Consider the following 18,207-nt stretch of genomic DNA (forward strand, 5'->3'; position numbering starts at 1 on the left):
ATGTCGGCGAGCCGACGATTGAACATGTCGGCGAGCCGACGATTGAACACCGTTCAGGTTAGTGCACGGGCGACCTCGGTCATCGCGGAGGTGATCTGGGCGATCTCGTCTGCGGTGCAGATATAAGGAGGCATCACATAGACCAGGTTCCGGAACGGCCGCAGCCACACGCCGTGCTCGATCGCCACCGGCGTCGCCACCCGCAGGTCGACCGGGCTGTCCAACTCCAGCACCCCGATCGCGCCGAGCACGCGCGCGTCGGCGACATTCGGCAGGTCGGCGGCCGCGACGAGCCCGGCCTGCAGACCGGCTTCGATGCCCCGTACCTGCGCCTGCCAGTCCGATGCGAGCAGCAGTTCCACCGAGGCCACGCTGACCGCACAGGCCAGCGCGTTGGCCATGAACGTCGGACCGTGCATCAGCGCGCCGGGTGGGTTGGCACTGATCGTGTCGGCGACCCGTCGCGTGCACAGCGTCGCCGCCAGCGTCAGGTACCCCCCGGTCAGTGCCTTGCCGACGCACATGATGTCCGGGCACACCCCGGCGTGGTCGGCGGCGAACAGCGCGCCGGTGCGGCCGAACCCGGTCGCGATCTCGTCGAAGATCAGCAGCACATCGTGCTCGTCACAGATCCGGCGCAGATCCGACAGGTAACGCGGGTCGTGGAACCGCATGCCGCCCGCCCCCTGCACCACCGGCTCGACGATCACCGCGGCGAGCTCGTGGGCGTGCCTGCCGAGCTGCTCGGCGAAGGCGGCGCTGTAGGCCGGGTCGTACTGCGCGGGCACCGGCGGCGCGAACACCTGATCGGCCAGCAACGAGTGCTCCCCCGTCCACAGTTCGTGCATACCGCCCTGCGGATCGCACACACTCATCGGGGTGAAGGTGTCGCCGTGGTAGCCGCCCCGCCAGGTCATCAGGCGGCTCTTGGCCGGGTGGCCACTGCTGCGCCAGAACTGCAGCGCCATCTTGACGGCGACCTCCACCGACACCGAACCCGAGTCGCTGAAGAACACCGTTTCCAGCCCGGCCGGGGTGATCTCGACGAGCAATTGCGCCAGCCGTGCGGCCGGCTCGTGGGTCAGCCCGCCGAACATCACGTGGTTCATCGTGGCCAGCTGGCGGGTGATCGCCGCGTCCAACACCGGGTGGCCGTGGCCGTGTACCGCGGTCCACCACGACGCCATCGCGTCGAGCACCTCGACCTCGCGGTCATCGTGAACCAGGGTGAGCCATGCGCCCCGCGCGCCGACCGCGACGACGGGCGCGAGCGCGTCGGCGCCGATCGGACTGTAGGGATGCCAGATGTGAGCAGCGTCGAGCGCGCTGATCTCGGCAGGCCTCAACGCAGACACCTTCGGTAGATTAACCGTCGACCATGATGACCCTCGCCCCTGCCCGGCCGGCACGCCCCGCCTCCCCGGGCCCGACCCCGCCTGCCTCTGCACCCCCGGCGTCCGGCATGGGAACGCGCACGTCAGGCTTCTATCGGCACGACCTCGACGGGCTGCGCGGCGTCGCGATCGCATTGGTGGCGGTGTTCCACGTGTGGTTCGGCCGGGTGTCGGGCGGCGTCGACGTGTTCCTGGTGCTGTCCGGCTTCTTCTTCGGCGGACGCCTGCTGCGCAATGCGATCGACCCCGGCACGGTGCTGCACCCGGTCAGCGAGATCAGCCGGCTGATCCGGCGGCTGCTGCCCGCACTGGTGGTCGTTCTCGCCGCGTCCGCGGTGCTGACCATCCTGATCCAGCCGGAGACCCGGTGGGAGACCTTCGCCGACCAGAGCCTGGCGAGCCTCGGCTACTACCAGAACTGGGAACTGGCCAATTCGGCCGCCGACTATCTGCGCGCGGGTGAGACCGTCAGCCCGCTGCAGCACATCTGGTCGATGTCGGTGCAGGGGCAGTTCTACATCGCGTTCCTGGCGCTGATCGTGCTGACCGGCGCGGTGTTCCGGCGGATGTTCGGCAGGCACGCGCGGGCGGCCTACGTCGTGCTTCTCAGCGCGCTGACCATCGCGTCGTTCGTGTACGCGATCATCGCCCACAATGCCGACCAGGCGACCGCGTACTACAACAGTTTCGCCCGCGCCTGGGAGCTGCTGCTCGGCGCGCTGGTCGGCGCCGTCGTGCCGTACGTGCGCTGGCCGATGTGGCTGCGCACGCTGACCGCGGTGATCGCGCTGGCCGCCATCCTGTCCTGCGGCGCGCTGATCGACGGTGTCCACGAGTTCCCCGGCCCCTGGGCGCTGGTGCCCGTCGGCGCCGCGCTGCTGTTCGTGCTGTCGGCGGCCAACCGGTACGCCGACCCGCACACCGGTGGCCGCATCCCGGCGCCCAACCGGCTGCTGGCGACCAAGCCGTTCGTCGCGCTCGGCGCGATGGCCTACTCGCTGTATCTGTGGCACTGGCCGCTGCTGATCTTCTATCTCGCGTACACCAGCAAGTCGCGGGTGAATTTCGTCGAAGGCGCGGTGATCCTGCTGCTGTCCGGCCTTCTCGCGTGGCTGACCACCCGGTATGTCGAGGAACCGCTACGCGTCCGCCGCGCCCAGGCCGGCACCGCCCCGAAAGCCCACGGGTCGCTGTGGCGCCGGGTGCGCAGGCCCACCATCGTGCTGGGGTCCACGGTCGCGCTGCTGGGGGTCGCGCTGACGGCGACGTCGTTCTCGTGGCGCGAGCACGTGAACGACCTGCGCGCCAACGGCAAGGAACTGTCCACGCTGTCGCTGCGGGACTATCCGGGGGCACTGGCACTGGTGAACAACGCGAAGGTGCCGAACGTGCCGATGCGCCCGACCGTGCTGGAGGCCAAGGACGACATCCCCGAGTCCACCGTCGACGGATGCATCAGCGATTTCGACAACATCGGGATCATCAACTGCACCTACGGCGACAAGACGGCCGAGCGCACCATCGCACTCGCCGGCGGATCCCACGCCGAGCACTGGATCACCGCCCTGGACCTGCTCGGGCGCATGCACCACTTCAAGGTCGTCACCTATCTGAAGATGGGTTGCCCGCTGACCACCGAGAAGAACCCGCTGGTGATGGGCGACAATCGGCCATACCCCAAATGCCGGGAATGGAACGAGCGGGTGATGCCGATGATCCTGGCGGACAAGCCCGATTTCGTGTTCACCACCTCGACGCGACCGTGGAACATCAAGGACGGCGACGTGATGCCGTCCCAGTACCTCGGCATCTGGAAGCAGTTCTCCGACGCCGGGATCCCCGTGCTGGCGATGCGCGACACGCCGTGGATGGTGCGCGACGGCGAGCCGTTCTTCCCGTCGGACTGCCTGGCCGGCGGCGGCGACGCGGTGTCCTGCGGGATCGAACGATCCAAAGTACTGTCCGACCGCAACCCGACACTGAATTACCTCGCCAGATTCCCACTGCTCAAACCCCTCGACATGAGTGATGCCGTGTGTCGGAAGGACTATTGCCGGGCCGTGGAGGGAAACGTGCTGATGTACCACGACGCACATCACATCTCGTCGACGTACATGCGCACGATGACCAATGAGCTCGGCCGCCAGCTCGGTCTGGCGACCGGCTGGTGGACGAGCTGATGGCCTCAGCCGAGGCGGGATCCGTCCCGATGATCTGGCCGGGCGATCCGTACCCGCTCGGCGCGACGTATGACGGTGCGGGCACCAATTTCTCGCTGTTCTCCGAGATCGCCGACCGCGTCGAACTGTGCCTGATCGGCAAGGACGGTCACGAAGAGCGGATCAACCTCGACGAGGTCGACGGCTATGTGTGGCACTGCTATCTGCCGACGATCACCCCGGGTCAGCGGTACGGCTTCCGGGTGTACGGCCCGTGGGATCCGGCCGCGGGCCACCGCTGCGACCCCAGCAAGCTGCTCCTCGATCCGTACGGCAAATCGTTCCACGGCGACTTCACCTTCTGCCAGGCCCTGTACTCCTACGACCTGGACGCCGACGATCTGGCAAGCGGCGGTGTGCCGCCGCGGATCGACTCGCTCGGGCACACCATGACCAGTGTCGTGATCAACCCGTTCTTCCAGTGGGGTTCCGACCGCCCACCGCGCACGCCCTACCACGAGACGGTGATCTACGAGGCGCACGTCAAGGGTATGACCCAGCGCCATCCCGGCGTGCCCGAGGAACTGCGCGGCACCTACGCCGGGCTCGGGCACCCGGCGATCATCGACCACCTGAAGTCCCTGAACGTCACCGCGATCGAGCTGATGCCGGTGCACCAATTCCTGCACGACCACCGGCTGCTCGATCTGGGCCTGCGGAATTACTGGGGATACAACACGTTCGGATTCTTCGCCCCGCATCAGCAGTACGCGGCGACCCGCAACGCCGGTGGCGCGGTGGCGGAGTTCAAGACGATGGTTCGCGCATTCCACGAAGCGGGTATCGAGGTGATCCTCGATGTTGTCTACAACCACACCGCCGAGGGCAACCACCTCGGGCCGACGGTCAACTTCCGGGGCATCGACAACGCCGCGTACTACCGACTGCTCGACGGAGACCTGCGCTACTACAAGGATTTCACCGGCACCGGCAACAGCCTCAACGCCCGCCACCCGCACACACTGCAGCTGGTCATGGACTCGCTGCGGTACTGGGTGCTCGACATGCACGTCGACGGCTTCCGGTTCGATCTGGCCTCGACGCTGGCCCGCGAGTTCTACGACGTGGACCGCCTGTCCGCGTTCTTCGACATCATCCAGCAGGACCCGGTGATCAGTCAGGTGAAGCTGATCGCCGAACCGTGGGACATCGGCGAAGGCGGTTATCAGGTCGGGAACTTCCCAGGTTTGTGGACCGAATGGAATGGGAAGTATCGCGACACTGTGCGTGATTACTGGCGGGGCGAGCCCGCAACCCTGGGTGAGTTCGCGTCCCGTCTGACGGGGTCGTCGGACCTGTACGAGGCGACCGGTCGGCGGCCGAGCGCCAGCATCAACTTCGTCACGTGCCACGACGGCTTCACGCTCGCCGACCTGGTCTCCTACAACGAGAAACACAACGAGGCCAACGGCGAGGACAACCGCGACGGCGAGAGCCACAACCGGTCCTGGAACTGCGGCGTCGAGGGGCCCACCGACGACCCGGACATCCTTGCGCTGCGCGGCAAGCAGATGCGCAACATCCTGGCCACCCTGATGCTCTCGCAGGGCACGCCGATGATCGCGCACGGCGACGAGGTCGGCCGCACCCAGCGCGGCAACAACAACGTCTACTGCCAGGACTCCGAATTGTCCTGGATGGACTGGTCATTGTGCGAGACCAACGCCGACCTTCTCGAGTTCACCCGCACGATGGTCAAGTTCCGCAAGGACCATCCCGCATTCCGCCGGCGCCGGTTCTTCGACGGCAACGTCGCCGGCCTCGGAGACCAGATCCGCGACATCGAGTGGTTGACGCAGGCGGGCACCGAGATGACCCAGGACGACTGGGGTTCCGGCTTCAAATGCGTGTCGGTGTTCCTCAATGGCGAGGCCATTCCGTCCCCCGACGTGCGCGGCGAGCGCGTCGTCGACGACACGTTCCTGCTCTGCTTCAACGCCCACGACACCGCGGTGGATTTCACCACCCCCGCGCCCGACTACGCGGCGGCGTGGACCGGCGCGATCGACACCTCCCACCCCCGCGGTGAGACCTCACTCGAAGTTTCTGCGGGAGAGGCGATTTCGTTGCAGCCCCGGTCGGTACTCGTGCTCCGCAAGGTCGGCTGACCGATGCCGATCCTGTCCACGTACCGGCTGCAGATGCGTGGCCCCGCCAGCGGCGAGTCCTTCACCTTCGCCGACGCCGAGAATCTGGTCGACTATCTCGCCGATCTCGGTGTCACGCATCTCTACCTGTCCCCCATCCTGACCGCCGGCGAGGGATCCACCCACGGATACGACGTCACCGACCCCACCACGATCTCGGCCGAACTCGGTGGGCCGGAAGGATTTCGGCGTCTTGCCGAAAAGGCCCGCGCCGCCGGCCTCGGGCTGGTCGTAGACATCGTGCCCAACCACGTCGGCGTCGATGACCCGACACAGAACCGGTGGTGGTGGGATCTGCTCACGCATGGCCGGGATTCGCGCTACGCCTCCTATTTCGACATCGACTGGAACCTCGACCCCGACGGGCGGATCGTGTTACCGGTCCTGGGATCTGACGACGACGTCGCCGATCTGACCGTCGACGGTGACGTACTCCGACTCGGCGACCGGACCTGGCCGATCGCCCCCGGCACCGGCGACGGCACGGGCCCACAGGTACACGACAGGCAGCATTACAAGCTGATCGGCTGGCGGAACAACATCTGCGGCTACCGGCGCTTCTTCTCCATCACCTCGCTGGCCGGAATCCGGCAGGAGGACCCGGCGGTGTTCGACGCCTCGCATGCCGAGGTCAAACGCTGGTTCGACGAGGGCCTGGTCGACGGTATCCGCATCGACCATCCGGATGGCCTGTCCGACCCCGCGGGCTACCTGGTCCGGCTGCGCGAGCTGACCGGCCCGGACGCGTGGATCGTCATCGAGAAGATCCTCGCCGTCGACGAGGCGCTCGACACCAGCCTGCCCGTGGAGGGCACGACAGGCTACGACGCTCTGCGCGAGGCGGGCGGGCTGTTCATCGACCCGACCGGTGCCGAATCCCTCACCGCGATGGTCGAATCCGCGGGAACCCTGGCCGGCGACTTCGCCGACGAGGCGCGCCGCCTGAAGGTGGACGCAGCGATGACCACGCTGTCCAGCGAACTCGCCCGCATCGGCCGAGCGGTCGTCGCGGCCACCGGCACCGGCCATGACGCGCTCGGCATCGCGATCGCCGAACTGCTCGGCCACGTCGGGGTGTATCGCTCCGATTATCAGGCGCTGTCCGCGGTGCTGCCGGTCGCGATATCGGACACCGTGGCCGCGCATCCCGAACTCGCCGAACCGCTCGCGATCCTGGCCGCGGCGCTGGATTCCAGCGACGAGGTGGCCGTGCGTTTGCAGCAGCTGTGCGGTGCCGCGACCGCGAAGTCCATGGAGGACTGCCTGTTCTACCGCGACGCCCGGTTGGTTTCGCTCAACGAGGTCGGCGGCGAACCGGAACGGTTCGGTGTCAGCGCCGCGGAGTTCCATCAACGCGCCGCCGTGCGGGCCGCGCTTTGGCCGCAGGCGATGACCACGCTGACCACCCACGACACCAAACGCGGCGAAGACGTGCGAGCGCGCATCGGGGTGCTGTCCCAGGTGCCGTCGCTGTGGTCGGAGATGGTGCAGGGCTGGCAACTGAGCACACCACCGCCGGACCCGGGCACCGGACTGTTCCTGTGGCAGAACATCTTCGGGGTGTGGCCTACCGACGGCACGGTGACCGAGGAACTGCGCGGGCGGCTGCATGGCTACGCGGAGAAGGCCATCCGCGAGGCCGCGCTGCACACGACGTGGAACGAGCCTGACGAGCAATTCGAGTCCGCGGTGCACAGCTGGCTCGATGCGATCTTCGACGGCCCGGTCGGGGTGGAGATGACCGCGCTGGTGGGCCGGCTCGACCCGCACGCGCGCAACGACTCCCTCGGACAGAAGCTCATCGCGCTGACCGCTCCCGGCATCCCGGACGTCTACCAGGGCACCGAGTTGTGGGAGGACAGCCTCGTCGACCCGGACAACCGCAGGGCCGTCGACTATCCGGCCCGCCGGCGCGCGCTGGAAACCGGCGAGCACCCGAAGCTGCGGGTGGTGCGCGCGGCACTGCAGCTGCGCAAGGAGAAACCCGACACGTTCTTGCGCGGCGGACACCGTGCGGCGCTCGCCGCCGGTGAGCACGCCGAACATCTGGTGTCGTTCCTGCGCGGCGACGATGTCCTGGTCGCTGCGTCGCGGTGGACCGCCCGTCTCACCGAGAGCGGATGGGGCGACACGTCGCTGCCGGTCCCCGACGGGACGTGGACCGACCGGCTGACCGGCCGCACCGTCAGCGGGCCGGTGCACGCCGCGGAACTGTTCACCGAACTACCCGTCGCACTGCTGGTGAGGACCTGATGGCTGAGCACGAGTTCTCGGTTTGGGCACCGCTTCCCGAGCAGGTGCGCCTCGACGTCGACGGCACGCTGTATCCGATGACCCGTGGTGACGACGGCTGGTGGAATGCGTCCGTCGACGCCGCGCCCGACGCACGGTACGGCTTCGTGCTCGACGACGACCCCACCGTGCTGCCCGACCCGCGCTCACCCCGGCAGCCCGGTGGCGTGCACGAGCGTTCCCAGCTGTGGTCCCCACGCACGGACGCGTGGACCGACGACCGATGGCAGGGCCGCTCGATCGAGGGTGCGGTGATCTACGAACTGCACATCGGGACCTTCACCACCGAGGGCACGTTCGATTCGGCCATCGTCAAGCTCGACCAGCTCGTGGAGCTCGGCGTCGACTTCGTCGAGGTGATGCCGGTCAACGCGTTCAGCGGGACGCACGGCTGGGGCTACGACGGTGTGCTCTGGTACGCCGTGCACGAGCCGTACGGCGGCCCAGACGGCCTGGTGCGCTTCGTCGATGCGTGCCACGCCCGCGGGCTCGGTGTGCTGATCGATGCGGTGTTCAACCACCTCGGGCCGTCCGGCAACTACCTGCCGAAGTACGGGCCTTATCTGTCCAGCGGCTCCAACCCGTGGGGCGAGTCGATCAACATCGCCGACGCCGGCGCCGACCAGGTCCGCCGCTACATCCTCGACTGCGCGCTGCGCTGGATGCGTGACTTCCACGCCGACGGGCTGCGCCTGGACGCCGTGCACGCGTTGGTCGACACCACCGCGGTGCATATCCTCGAGGAGCTCTCCGCCGAGACGGACGCGCTGTCAACCGAACTCGGACGGCCGCTGTCGCTGGTCGCCGAGAGCGACATGAACGATCCGCGACTGATCACCCCGCGGGAGCAGGGCGGCCTCGGCATGACCGCACAGTGGGACGACGACATCCACCACGCGATCCATTCGGCCGTCTCCGGCGAACGGCAGGGGTATTACGGCGATTTCGGCACGCTGGCCACCCTGGCCGAGACACTTCGGCACGGCTACTTCCACGCCGGCACCTACTCGTCGTTCCGCGGCCGCCGACACGGCCGGCCGCTGGACACCGCGACGATCCCGGCGACCCGCCTGCTGGCGTACACGCTGACCCACGACCAGGTCGGCAACCGGGCCATCGGAGACCGTCCGTCGCAGAACCTGACCACCGGCCAGCTGGCGGTCAAGGCCGCACTGGCGCTCGGCTCTCCCTACACCGCAATGCTTTTCATGGGTGAGGAGTGGGCGTCGTCGTCGCCGTTCCAGTTCTTCAGCTCCCATCCCGAACCCGAGCTGGCGCGCGCCACCGCCGAGGGGCGCAAGCGCGAGTTCGCCGAACACGGGTGGGACGCCGACGAGATCCCCGATCCGCAGGACCCGGCGACGTTCGAGCGCTCCAAGCTGGACTGGGCCGAGAGCACAGTGGGCGAGCACGCCCGGCTGCGAACGTTCTACCGGGATCTGATCGCGCTGCGGCGCGACGAACCCGATATGGCCGACCCGTGGCTGGACCACCTGCGGGTCGAATTCGACGAGGATGCAGGCTGGTTGGTCATGCACCGGGGTGCCCTGGCGATCGCCTGCAACCTTCACGCCGAACCGGCCGAGGTACCCGTCACCGGCGATGTGGTGCTGGCATGGGACACCCCGTCGGTCGGCGAGCAGGCGACGAGCCTGCCCGGCCACTGCGTGGCCGTACTGCGTCAGGTCAGGTAGCGGGTCAGGTCAGATAGCGGTAGGTCGGCGAGCCCGGCTCCAGCAACTGGATATGACACTCCGAGGAGTGCATCCGCTCGAGCAGACCCTCGAGGTCTGAGGCCGCCCCCATCTCGATCCCGACCAGCGCCTCCCCCGTTTCCCGGTTGTTGCGCTTGACGTACTCGAACAACGTGATGTCGTCGTTCGGGCCGAGCACCTCGTCGAGGAACTTGCGCAGCGCACCGGGCTCCTGCGGGAAATCGACCAGGAAGTAGTGCTTGAGCCCGAGGTGCACGAGCGACCGTTCCAGTACCTCGCCGTAGCGGGAGACGTCGTTGTTGCCGCCGGAGATCAGGCACACCACCGTCGCGCCGGGCTCGATGTCGGCGTCGAGCAACGCGGCCACCGACAGGGCGCCGGCGGGCTCGGCGATGATGCCCTCGTTCTGGTACAGATCGAGCATCGCGGTGCACACCGCGCCCTCGTCGACAGTGGTGATCGACACCATGTCCCCGGCCGCCGACAACGCGGCGAACGGCTTCTCGCCGACCCGCGCGACCGCAGCACCGTCGACGAACTGGTCGACCTCGTCGAGGGTCACGGGCCTGCCGTTGGCCAGCGCCGCGACCAGCGCCGCCGCACCGGCGGGCTCGACCCCGAGCACCGATGTGGTCGCGGTGCGCTCGGCCAGGTACGTGGTGATGCCACTGATGCAGCCTCCGCCGCCGACCGGCACGATCACCAGATCGGGCTCGGTGCCGAGTTCGTCGAGGATCTCGACGGCGATCGTGCCCTGCCCGGCCATCGTGCGCAGGTCGTCGTACGGAGGTACCAGCGTGGCCCCGGTCCGGGCGACATCCTGCAGAGCGGCCTCGGCGGCCATGTCGTAGGTCTTGCCGCCGACGATCAGCTCGATGAAGTCGCCGCCGTGGTACAGGATCCGGTTGCGTTTTTGCTTGGGAGTCTTGGCCGGAACGTAGACGCGGCCGTGCACCCCCATCGACCGGCATGCGAGCGCGAACCCTTGGGCGTGGTTGCCCGCCGACGAGCAGACCACCCCGGCGGCCTTCTCCTCCGGGCTCAGCTGCATCAGCAGGTTGTACGCGCCGCGGAGCTTGTAGGACCGCACCGCCTGCAGGTCCTCGCGCTTGAGGTAGACGTTCGCGCCGGTGAGCGCGGACAGCCGGTCGCTGAGCTGCAGCGGTGTCCGCGACACCACGCCGGAAATTCGCTGAGCGGCCTCGTCGATGTCTGCGGCACGCAGCGGCGCCAGGGCCATCTGCTCCTCGCGCAGGCGCTCGTCGACGGGCTCCCTACGGGGACTCGGGCTCAGCTCGGTGGACACTCGATCAATGGTGCCACCGCAGGCCGCAGCGGCAAAAATGGTCCGTAGCACACCTATATGAATCGGAGCGCCTGATCCGGTGTTTCGGGTGGCCGAAAACTTCGATGCGAGCTATCGTGAAACCCATGACGACCGCCGAACAGTTCCAGGCAGCAGCACCGCGGCCGGCGTCGACGCTCTCCATCGCCGGAGTGGACTGGCCTACCTACAAGGTGGTGGCCCTGATCGTCGGTTTTCTGACGTTCGCCGTCGTCGTGCTGGTGACCGCGCACATGACCCCGGCGGTGTTGAGCGCCGCCGCGATGGCCACGCTGATCTGGGCCGGCGGCGGCCTGCTGCACTCGCTTCGCCGCTGAATCCCGCCCGGTCAGCCGCCGAGGCAGCCCGGGCCCAGAAGCTCCTTCAGGTCGCCCATCAACGCCGACGACGGGGTCACCCGCAGCGACTGATCCAGTTCCAGCGTGGTGATGCGTTCTCCGCTGATCAGCCGCAGGTGAACCTGCGCGGTTCCGGGATGGCGTGCCAGCACCTGCTTGAGCGCGGTCACCTTGTCCACCGTGCACTGCCGGGTCGGCAAGCTGACCGCGACGGGGCGGTTGGCCTGCGCGCTGGTGAAGTCCGGCACGATCAGTTCGTTGGCGATCAACGAGATCCGGTCATCGCGCTTGGCGACCTTCGCGCCGACCAGCACGACCACGTCGTCGGCGATTTCGGCGCCGAACATCGAGTAGGTCTGCGGGAAGAACAGCACCTCGATACCGCCGGAGAGGTCCTCGATCTGTGCCGACGCCCATGGCAGACCGTTCTTGTTCACCCGCCGGTTCACCGATGCCAGGATGCCGCCGACCCGGACCTGGGTGTCGTTGGCGATATCGCCCTCCAGGATGGCCGGGATCTGGGTGTCGACCTGGGCGGCCAGCAGATGGGCCACACCGTTGAGAGGATGGCCGGACACGTAGAGGCCCAGCATCTCCCGCTCCAGGGCGAGCTTGTGCTTGTCCTCCCACTCCTCGTCGGGCACCTTGATGGTGAACGCAGAATCCCCCAGGTCGGAAGCCGACCCGTCTCCGCCGCCGAACAGGTCGAACTGCCCCATCGCCTCGGCCTTCTTGGTGCCCAGCACCGAGTCGACCGCATCGGTGTGCACGAGGAACAAACCCTTGCGGGGATGGCCGAGTGAATCGAACGCGCCCGCCTTGATCAGCGATTCGGTGACCTTCTTGTTGCACGCGGTGATGTCGATCTTGTTCAGGTAGTCGGAGAAGTCGGTGTACTTACCTTTCTCCTCGCGCGTACTCACCAGCGAGGCAACCACATTCGCGCCGACGTTGCGCACCGCGCCGAGGCCGAAGCGGATGTCGTCGCCGACCGAGGCGAAGTTCTGCACCGATTCGTTGACGTCGGGCGGCAGCACGGTGATGCCCAGCCTTCGGCAGTCGGCCAGGTACACCGCGGCCTTGTCCTTGTCGTCACCGACGGAGGTCAGCAGACCCGCCATGTACTCCGCCGGGAAGTTCGCCTTCAGGTACGCCGTCCAGTACGACACGAGCCCGTAGCCGGCGGCGTGCGACTTGTTGAACGCGTACCCGGCAAACGGAAGGATGGTGTCCCACAACGCTTTCACCGCAGCCGCGGAGAAGCCGTTCTCGGTCATGCCCTCCAGGAAGCCCTTGTACTCGGCCTCGAGGACCTCGAGCTTCTTCTTGCCCATGGCCTTGCGCAGCGCATCGGCTTTACCCATCGAGTAGCCGGCGACCTTCTGCGCGATGAACATGATCTGCTCTTGGTAGACGATCAGGCCGTAGGTCTCGGACAGGATCTCCTTGAGCGGTTCCTCGAGCTCCGGGTGGATCGGTTTGATCGGCTGGCGGCCGTTCTTGCGGTCGGCGTAGTCGTTGTGGGCGTTCATGCCCATCGGGCCCGGCCGGTACAGCGCCAGCACCGCGACGATGTCGTTGAACTCGGTGGGCTGCATGCGGCGCAGCAGGTCGCGCATCGGGCCGCCGTCGAGCTGGAACACCCCAAGGGTGTCGCCACGGCCCAGCAGTTCGTAGGCCTTCGGATCGTCGAGCGACAGCGATTCGAGATCCACGTCGATGCCGCGGTTGGCCTTGATGTTCTCGATGCAGTCGCCGATGATCGTCAGGTTCCGCAGCCCGAGGAAGTCCATCTTCAGCAGGCCGATGGCCTCACACGACGGATAGTCCCATCCGGTGATCACCGCGCCGTCCTGCGGACGCTTCCACAGCGGGATCGCGTCGATCAGCGGCTCGGAGCTCATGATCACCGCGCACGCGTGCACGCCGGCGTTACGCACCAGGCCTTCGAGGCCGCGCGCGGTCTCGTAGATGGTCCGCACGTCGGGATCGGTGTCGATCAGCGCGCGGACCTCTGCGGCCTCTTTGTACCGCTCGTGCGTGGGATCGGTGATGCCGGACACCGGGATGTCCTTGGCCATGATCGGCGGCGGCAGCGCCTTGGTGATGCGGTCGGCGATCGCGAAGCCCGGCTGCCCGTAGTGCACGCGGGCCGAATCCTTCAGCGCCGCCTTGGTTTTGATGGTGCCGAAGGTGATGACCTGGGCGACCCGGTCGCTGCCCCACTTGTTGGCCGCATAGCGCAGCATCTCGCCGCGGCGGCGGTCGTCGAAGTCGATGTCGATATCGGGGGCCGACGGCCGTTCCGGGTTCAAGAAGCGCTCGAACAGCAGGCCGTGCGGGATGGGGTCGATGTTGGTGATGCCCAGCGCGTACGCGACCAGCGAGCCGGCCGCCGACCCACGGCCCGGCCCGACCCGGATACCGACGGATTTCGCGTAGTTGATCAGGTCGGCGACGATCAGGAAGTAGGCCGGGAAGCCCTTGTCGCAGATGACCTTGATCTCGTAGGCGGCGCGATCGGTGTACTCCTGGGGCACCGGGCCGCCAGAGAACCGCCGCTGCAGGCCCGCGGTGACCTCATGGGTGAGCCAGGAGCCCTGGTCGTGCCCCTCGGGCACCGGGAAGACCGGCATCCGGTCCTTCGGGGTCCACACGTCGGCGTAGGACTGCACCCGCTCGGCGATCAGCAGGGTCGAATCGCACGCTCCCGGCACCTGGCCGTCCCACAGCGCGCGCATCTCCGCCGCGGACTTCAGGTAGTAGCCGTCACCGTCGAACTTGAACCGGTTGGGGTCCGACAGTGTCTTGCCGGTCTGGATGCACAGCAGCGCCTCGTGGTTCTGGGACGCGTCGCGGGTGACGTAGTGGCAGTCGTTGGTGGCCAGCGGCGGGATGCCGAGCTTCTGACCGATCTCCAGCAGGCCCTCACGCACCCGGCGCTCGATGTCGAGGCCGTGATCCATGAGCTCGAGGAAGAAGTTGTCCGGGCCGAAGATCTCGCGCCATTTCGCGGCCGCCTCGAGGGCCTCCTGCCGATGGCCCAGCCGCAGCCGGGTCTGCACCTCACCGGACGGGCACCCGGTGGTGGCGATGATGCCCTCGGCGTGCTCGGCGATGATCTCGGCGTCCATCCGGGACCACTTGCCCAGCTGCCCCTCGAACGACGCGAGCGACGACAGCTTGAACAGGTTGCGCAACCCGGTCGCGTTCTCGGCGACCATCGTCATGTGGGTGTAGGAACCGCTACCCGAGACGTCGTCACTCTTCTGGCTGGGATCGCCCCACAGCACCCGCTTGGTGTCGAAGCGCGACGCGGGGGCGATGTAGGCCTCGATGCCGATGATGGGCTTGATCCCGGCGTCGGTCGCGGCGTTGTAGAACTCGCTGGCGCCGAACATGTTTCCGTGGTCGGTCATGCCGATGGCAGGCATCTCCAGCCGTTGCGCTTCGGCCAGCATCGGCTTGACCTTGGCGGCGCCGTCGAGCATCGAGTACTCGGTGTGATTGTGGAGATGCACGAATGACCCGCTCATAGGGTCGCCAGTCTATGGCCGCGCACCGACAGCGCTCGGCGTGTCGCGGCGCGTGTCTCAGGTTCGTCGGATCACGTCGCCGACGGCGCGCCGACCGATCCGTTCAGCAATCCCCCGTCGAGCAGGTCGAGCAATTGCCTGGCTACCTCAGGAGCGTTGTGCGCAGGTGTCCCGGGGGTCAGGAATCCGGCGTGGAAACCCAGCCCCCAGAACAGTGCCGAGAGCATGTCGGACACCGCGCGTGGATCGGTGCCCGCCGGCAGCTCGCCGCGCCGCGCGGCATCGGCCACCGCCGCGTCGTAGAACCCGTGCACCGTCGCCACGATCTCCGCGGCCGCATCGTGCCGATACTGCGCGCGATGGTGGTCGATACGGGCTGTGACCACGAGCTTCATCATCGCCGGCTCGGCGGCGCCGAGCCGGCCCAACTCCGACGTGAACGCCGCCAACTGCCGCCGCAGCGACCCTTCCCCGGCGGCGACCTCGGCACACTGACGGACCCGCCCGCACACGTCGGCCAGCAGGGTGTCGTAGAGCTCCTCACGAGTGTCGAAGTAGTAATGCAGCGTCGGCCTGCTGACGCCGGCGCGTTGCGCGATCAGCTGGAACGTCGCGGCCCGGTACCCGCGCTCGGCGATGGTGTCGCGAGCAGCGGCCAGGATGGTCCGGCGCGTCTGCTCGGAGTCCGATCCCGCCGGACGCCCGCGTTTGCGCCCCCCGGTGACCGCGAGCGTCTCGTTGTGCACGGGCAAACGCTAGGGCATAGCTACTCCAGGGTCAACAATCCCGTGTGCAAAGAATAGGCAGATCATGCCTCTACGGCGTGCCGATCGGCCCGCGCGCGACGCACCGCGTCGACGGTGAACACCGCCAGTGCGACCCAGATCAACGCGAAGCCGAGCCAGCGCATCGGCGGCATCGGTTCCCGGCCCACCACCACGCCCCAGGTCAGTTGCATCGCCGGCGTCACGTAGAACAGCAGACCCAGCGTGACCATCGGAAGCAGTTGCGCCGCACCGGCGAACAGCAGCAGCGGCAACGCCGTGAGTACCCCGGACAACACCAGCAACGCGACGTGTCCGCCGCCGTGACCGGTCACCGTGCCGCCACCGGTGGCCTGCAGCACCACCAGATACGCGATCGCGAACGGCGTCGCGATAGCGGCCTCGACACCGACGCTGACGCGCGGGTCCGTCGGCACCAGTTTCTTGACCGCGCCATAGAGCCCGAACGACAGTGCCAGCCCGATCCCGACCAAGGGTGGCTCGCCGAGTTGCACCGTCAGGATCACCACGGCGGCCACCGCAATCACCAGTGCACTGAACTGCCAGCGGTTCAGCTTCTCCCGGAAGATCACCAGCCCCAGTGCGATCGACACCAGTGGGTTGATGAAGTACCCCAGCGCCGCGTCGACCACATGGCCGTTGTTCACGGCGTAGACGTAGATCAGCCAGTTCGCGGCGATCAGTCCCGACGCCGCGATCAGCAGCAGCCAGGTCCGCCCGGTGATCGCCGCGACGTCGCGCATCCGGCGCACCGCGGCCACCACCAGGACCATCAGCACGAAGCTCCAGATGATGCGGTGCGCGAGGATCTCCAGCGCGCCCGCGGGCTTGAGCAGGGGGAAGAATGCGGGGAACAGACCCCACATCAGATAGGCGCCGGCGCCGAAAAGGAGCCCTTTCCTCACAATTCGTGCTGTCGCAGCACATCGAGCGCGTGCTGCAGATCCGCCGGATACGGGCTGGTGAATTCGACTCGACGGCCGTCGGCGGGGTGCGCGAAGGCCAGCGACCGGGCGTGTAGCCACTGTCGTTCCAGACCGAGCTTCTTGGCCAGGGTCGGATCGGCCCCGTAGGTCAGGTCCCCGCAACAGGGATGGTGCAGAGCTGCGAAATGCACCCGGATCTGGTGAGTACGGCCGGTCTCGAGCTCGATGTCGAGCAGGCTCGCGGCGCGGTGGGCTTCCAGCGTGTCGTAGTGCGTGACGCTGTGTCTGCCGTCCTCGACGACGGCGAACTTCCAGTCATGCCCACGGTGCCTGCCGATCGGGGCGTCGATGGTGCCGCTGGACGGGTCCGGATGGCCCTGCACCAACGCGTGGTAGCGCTTCTCGACCGTGCGCTGCTTGAACGCCCGCTTGAGCACGGTGTAGGCGCGCTCCGACAGCGCGACCACCATGACACCCGAGGTGCCGACGTCGAGCCGGTGCACGATGCCCTGGCGTTCGTGGATACCGGACGTGCTGATCCGGAACCCGGCGGCGGCGAGCCCGCCCAGCACCGTGGGACCGTGCCAGCCGACCGTCGCGTGAGCCGCGACGCCTGGCGGCTTGTCGACCGCGACGATGTCGTCGTCGGAGTACAGGATTCCCATGCCCTCGATCTCGACCGGGGTGTTCTCCACCGGATCCGGCGGGGCGGGCAGCCGCACTTCGAGCCACGCGCCGGCGACGAGCTTGTCCGACTTGGCCGCCGGGGCTCCGTCGAGTTCGACGCCGCCCTCCTCGGCGATGGCGGCCGCAGCCGTCCGCGACAGCCCCAACAGCCGGGCCAGCCCGGCGTCGACCCGCATCCCGGCCAGCCCCTCGGGCACGGGCATCGACCGCGTGGTCATCCTTGCCCAGGTTCGGCGTCCGGCTGGCGCCGGCCGACCGTATCGAAGTCGAAGCCGAACAACGACAGCACCACCAGCAGGATCGCCCCGCCGACGACTGCGGGGTCGGCGACGTTGAACACCGGCCACCACCCGATGGACAGGAAATCGACCACGTGGCCGCGCAGCGGACCCGGAGAGCGGAAGAACCGGTCCACCAGATTGCCGAGCGCGCCGCCGAGGATCATGCCGAGGCCCAGCGCCCACCAGGGTGAGACGAGTCTGCGTCCCATCCAGATGATGCCGAACACCACGCCGGTCGCGACCAGGGTCAGCACCCAGGTGTAGCCGGTGGCCATCGAGAACGCCGCGCCGGAGTTGCGCACCAGCGTCCACGTCACCGTGTCGCCGATGATCGACACCGGCTGCCCCGGCGTGAGCAGCTCGACCGCGAGCACCTTGGTCACCACGTCGAGGACCAGCACGACCGCCGCGACGGCGAGCAGCAGACGAATCCTGCGCCGCGGCGCCGGCGACTCGGCCGGGGCCGGGCTGTCCGCCGGGTCGTCCCCGGTCGCGGGGCCGACCGGGCTCGATGATTCATCTGTCACACCCCCATCATCGCA

Annotated in this window: 12 protein-coding genes; 5 read left to right on the forward strand and 7 right to left on the reverse strand. The window is 67.8% G+C overall.

Annotated features, from left to right (window positions below):
- Window positions 1–53: 53 nt before the first annotated feature.
- Window positions 54–1,355: an adenosylmethionine--8-amino-7-oxononanoate transaminase gene (locus tag NTM_RS22020; RefSeq protein ID WP_163767822.1), complete on the reverse strand. Its 1,302-nt coding sequence runs from the start codon at window positions 1,353–1,355 to the stop codon at window positions 54–56.
- A 23-nt stretch (window positions 1,356–1,378) separates the two neighbouring features.
- Here NTM_RS22020 and sucT point away from each other — a divergent pair, with 23 nt between their 5' ends.
- The 4 genes from sucT to treZ are packed head-to-tail and all read left to right on the forward strand — an operon-like array spanning window position 1,379 to window position 9,746.
- Complete coding sequence (sucT, locus tag NTM_RS22025; protein WP_163767825.1) at window positions 1,379–3,574, forward strand: acetyltransferase SucT; 2,196 nt, start codon at window positions 1,379–1,381, stop codon at window positions 3,572–3,574.
- Window positions 3,574–5,721 (forward strand): glycogen debranching protein GlgX, encoded by a 2,148-nt coding sequence (gene glgX, locus NTM_RS22030; protein WP_163767828.1) that lies wholly within the window; start codon window positions 3,574–3,576, stop codon window positions 5,719–5,721. The genes sucT and glgX overlap by 1 nt, the downstream gene beginning before the upstream one ends.
- Window positions 5,722–5,724: 3 nt before the next feature.
- Window positions 5,725–8,013 carry a malto-oligosyltrehalose synthase gene (gene treY / locus NTM_RS22035; protein ID WP_163767831.1) on the forward strand — a complete coding sequence of 763 codons (2,289 nt, stop codon included), beginning with the start codon at window positions 5,725–5,727 and terminating at the stop codon, window positions 8,011–8,013.
- Window positions 8,013–9,746, forward strand: a complete 1,734-nt coding sequence (treZ, locus tag NTM_RS22040) for a malto-oligosyltrehalose trehalohydrolase (protein WP_163767834.1) — start codon at window positions 8,013–8,015, stop codon at window positions 9,744–9,746. Before treY ends, treZ begins: the two co-directional genes overlap by 1 nt.
- A 4-nt stretch (window positions 9,747–9,750) precedes the next feature.
- On the opposite strand, the gene ilvA is transcribed toward treZ, so the two are convergent.
- Window positions 9,751–11,073 carry a threonine ammonia-lyase IlvA gene (gene ilvA / locus NTM_RS22045; RefSeq protein ID WP_435405105.1) on the reverse strand — a complete coding sequence of 441 codons (1,323 nt, stop codon included), beginning with the start codon at window positions 11,071–11,073 and terminating at the stop codon, window positions 9,751–9,753.
- A gap of 125 nt (window positions 11,074–11,198) precedes the next feature.
- Here ilvA and NTM_RS22050 point away from each other — a divergent pair, with 125 nt between their 5' ends.
- A complete protein-coding gene (locus NTM_RS22050; RefSeq protein WP_163767837.1) occupies window positions 11,199–11,429 on the forward strand; it encodes a hypothetical protein in 231 nt (76 codons plus the stop codon).
- Window positions 11,430–11,440: 11 nt separating this feature from the next.
- Here the strand turns inward: NTM_RS22050 and dnaE are convergent, their stop codons facing one another.
- From dnaE to lspA, 5 genes are all read right to left on the reverse strand, one after another.
- The gene (dnaE, locus tag NTM_RS22055) at window positions 11,441–14,986 is read right to left on the reverse strand and encodes a DNA polymerase III subunit alpha (protein WP_163767840.1); all 3,546 of its coding nucleotides are present in this window, start codon (window positions 14,984–14,986) and stop codon (window positions 11,441–11,443) included.
- A gap of 71 nt (window positions 14,987–15,057) precedes the next feature.
- Window positions 15,058–15,732, reverse strand: a complete 675-nt coding sequence (locus NTM_RS22060) for a TetR/AcrR family transcriptional regulator (RefSeq protein ID WP_104860913.1) — start codon at window positions 15,730–15,732, stop codon at window positions 15,058–15,060.
- Between the two features lie 62 nt (window positions 15,733–15,794).
- Window positions 15,795–16,676, reverse strand: coding sequence for an EamA family transporter RarD (gene rarD, locus NTM_RS22065; protein ID WP_163767843.1), 882 nt, complete (start codon window positions 16,674–16,676; stop codon window positions 15,795–15,797).
- Window positions 16,673–17,602, reverse strand: a complete 930-nt coding sequence (locus NTM_RS22070) for an RluA family pseudouridine synthase (RefSeq protein WP_083143342.1) — start codon at window positions 17,600–17,602, stop codon at window positions 16,673–16,675. Before NTM_RS22070 ends, rarD begins: the two co-directional genes overlap by 4 nt.
- On the reverse strand, window positions 17,599–18,192 hold the full coding sequence (lspA, locus tag NTM_RS22075; RefSeq protein WP_163767846.1) for a signal peptidase II: 594 nt from the start codon (window positions 18,190–18,192) through the stop codon (window positions 17,599–17,601). Before lspA ends, NTM_RS22070 begins: the two co-directional genes overlap by 4 nt.
- Between the last annotated feature and the right edge of the window lie 15 nt (window positions 18,193–18,207).

Source organism: Mycolicibacterium parafortuitum (assembly GCF_010725485.1).
Classification (GTDB): Bacteria; Actinomycetota; Actinomycetes; order Mycobacteriales; family Mycobacteriaceae; genus Mycobacterium.

Coding starts and splice junctions, on each gene's coding strand:
- sucT (WP_163767825.1), top strand. CDS start 1,379: ATGATGACCCTCGCCCCTGCCCGGCCGGCACGCCCCGCCTCCCCGGGC.
- glgX (WP_163767828.1), top strand. CDS start 3,574: ATGGCCTCAGCCGAGGCGGGATCCGTCCCGATGATCTGGCCGGGCGAT.
- treY (WP_163767831.1), top strand. CDS start 5,725: ATGCCGATCCTGTCCACGTACCGGCTGCAGATGCGTGGCCCCGCCAGC.
- treZ (WP_163767834.1), top strand. CDS start 8,013: ATGGCTGAGCACGAGTTCTCGGTTTGGGCACCGCTTCCCGAGCAGGTG.
- NTM_RS22050 (WP_163767837.1), top strand. CDS start 11,199: ATGACGACCGCCGAACAGTTCCAGGCAGCAGCACCGCGGCCGGCGTCG.
- dnaE (WP_163767840.1), bottom strand. CDS start 14,986: ATGAGCGGGTCATTCGTGCATCTCCACAATCACACCGAGTACTCGATG.
- NTM_RS22070 (WP_083143342.1), bottom strand. CDS start 17,602: ATGACCACGCGGTCGATGCCCGTGCCCGAGGGGCTGGCCGGGATGCGG.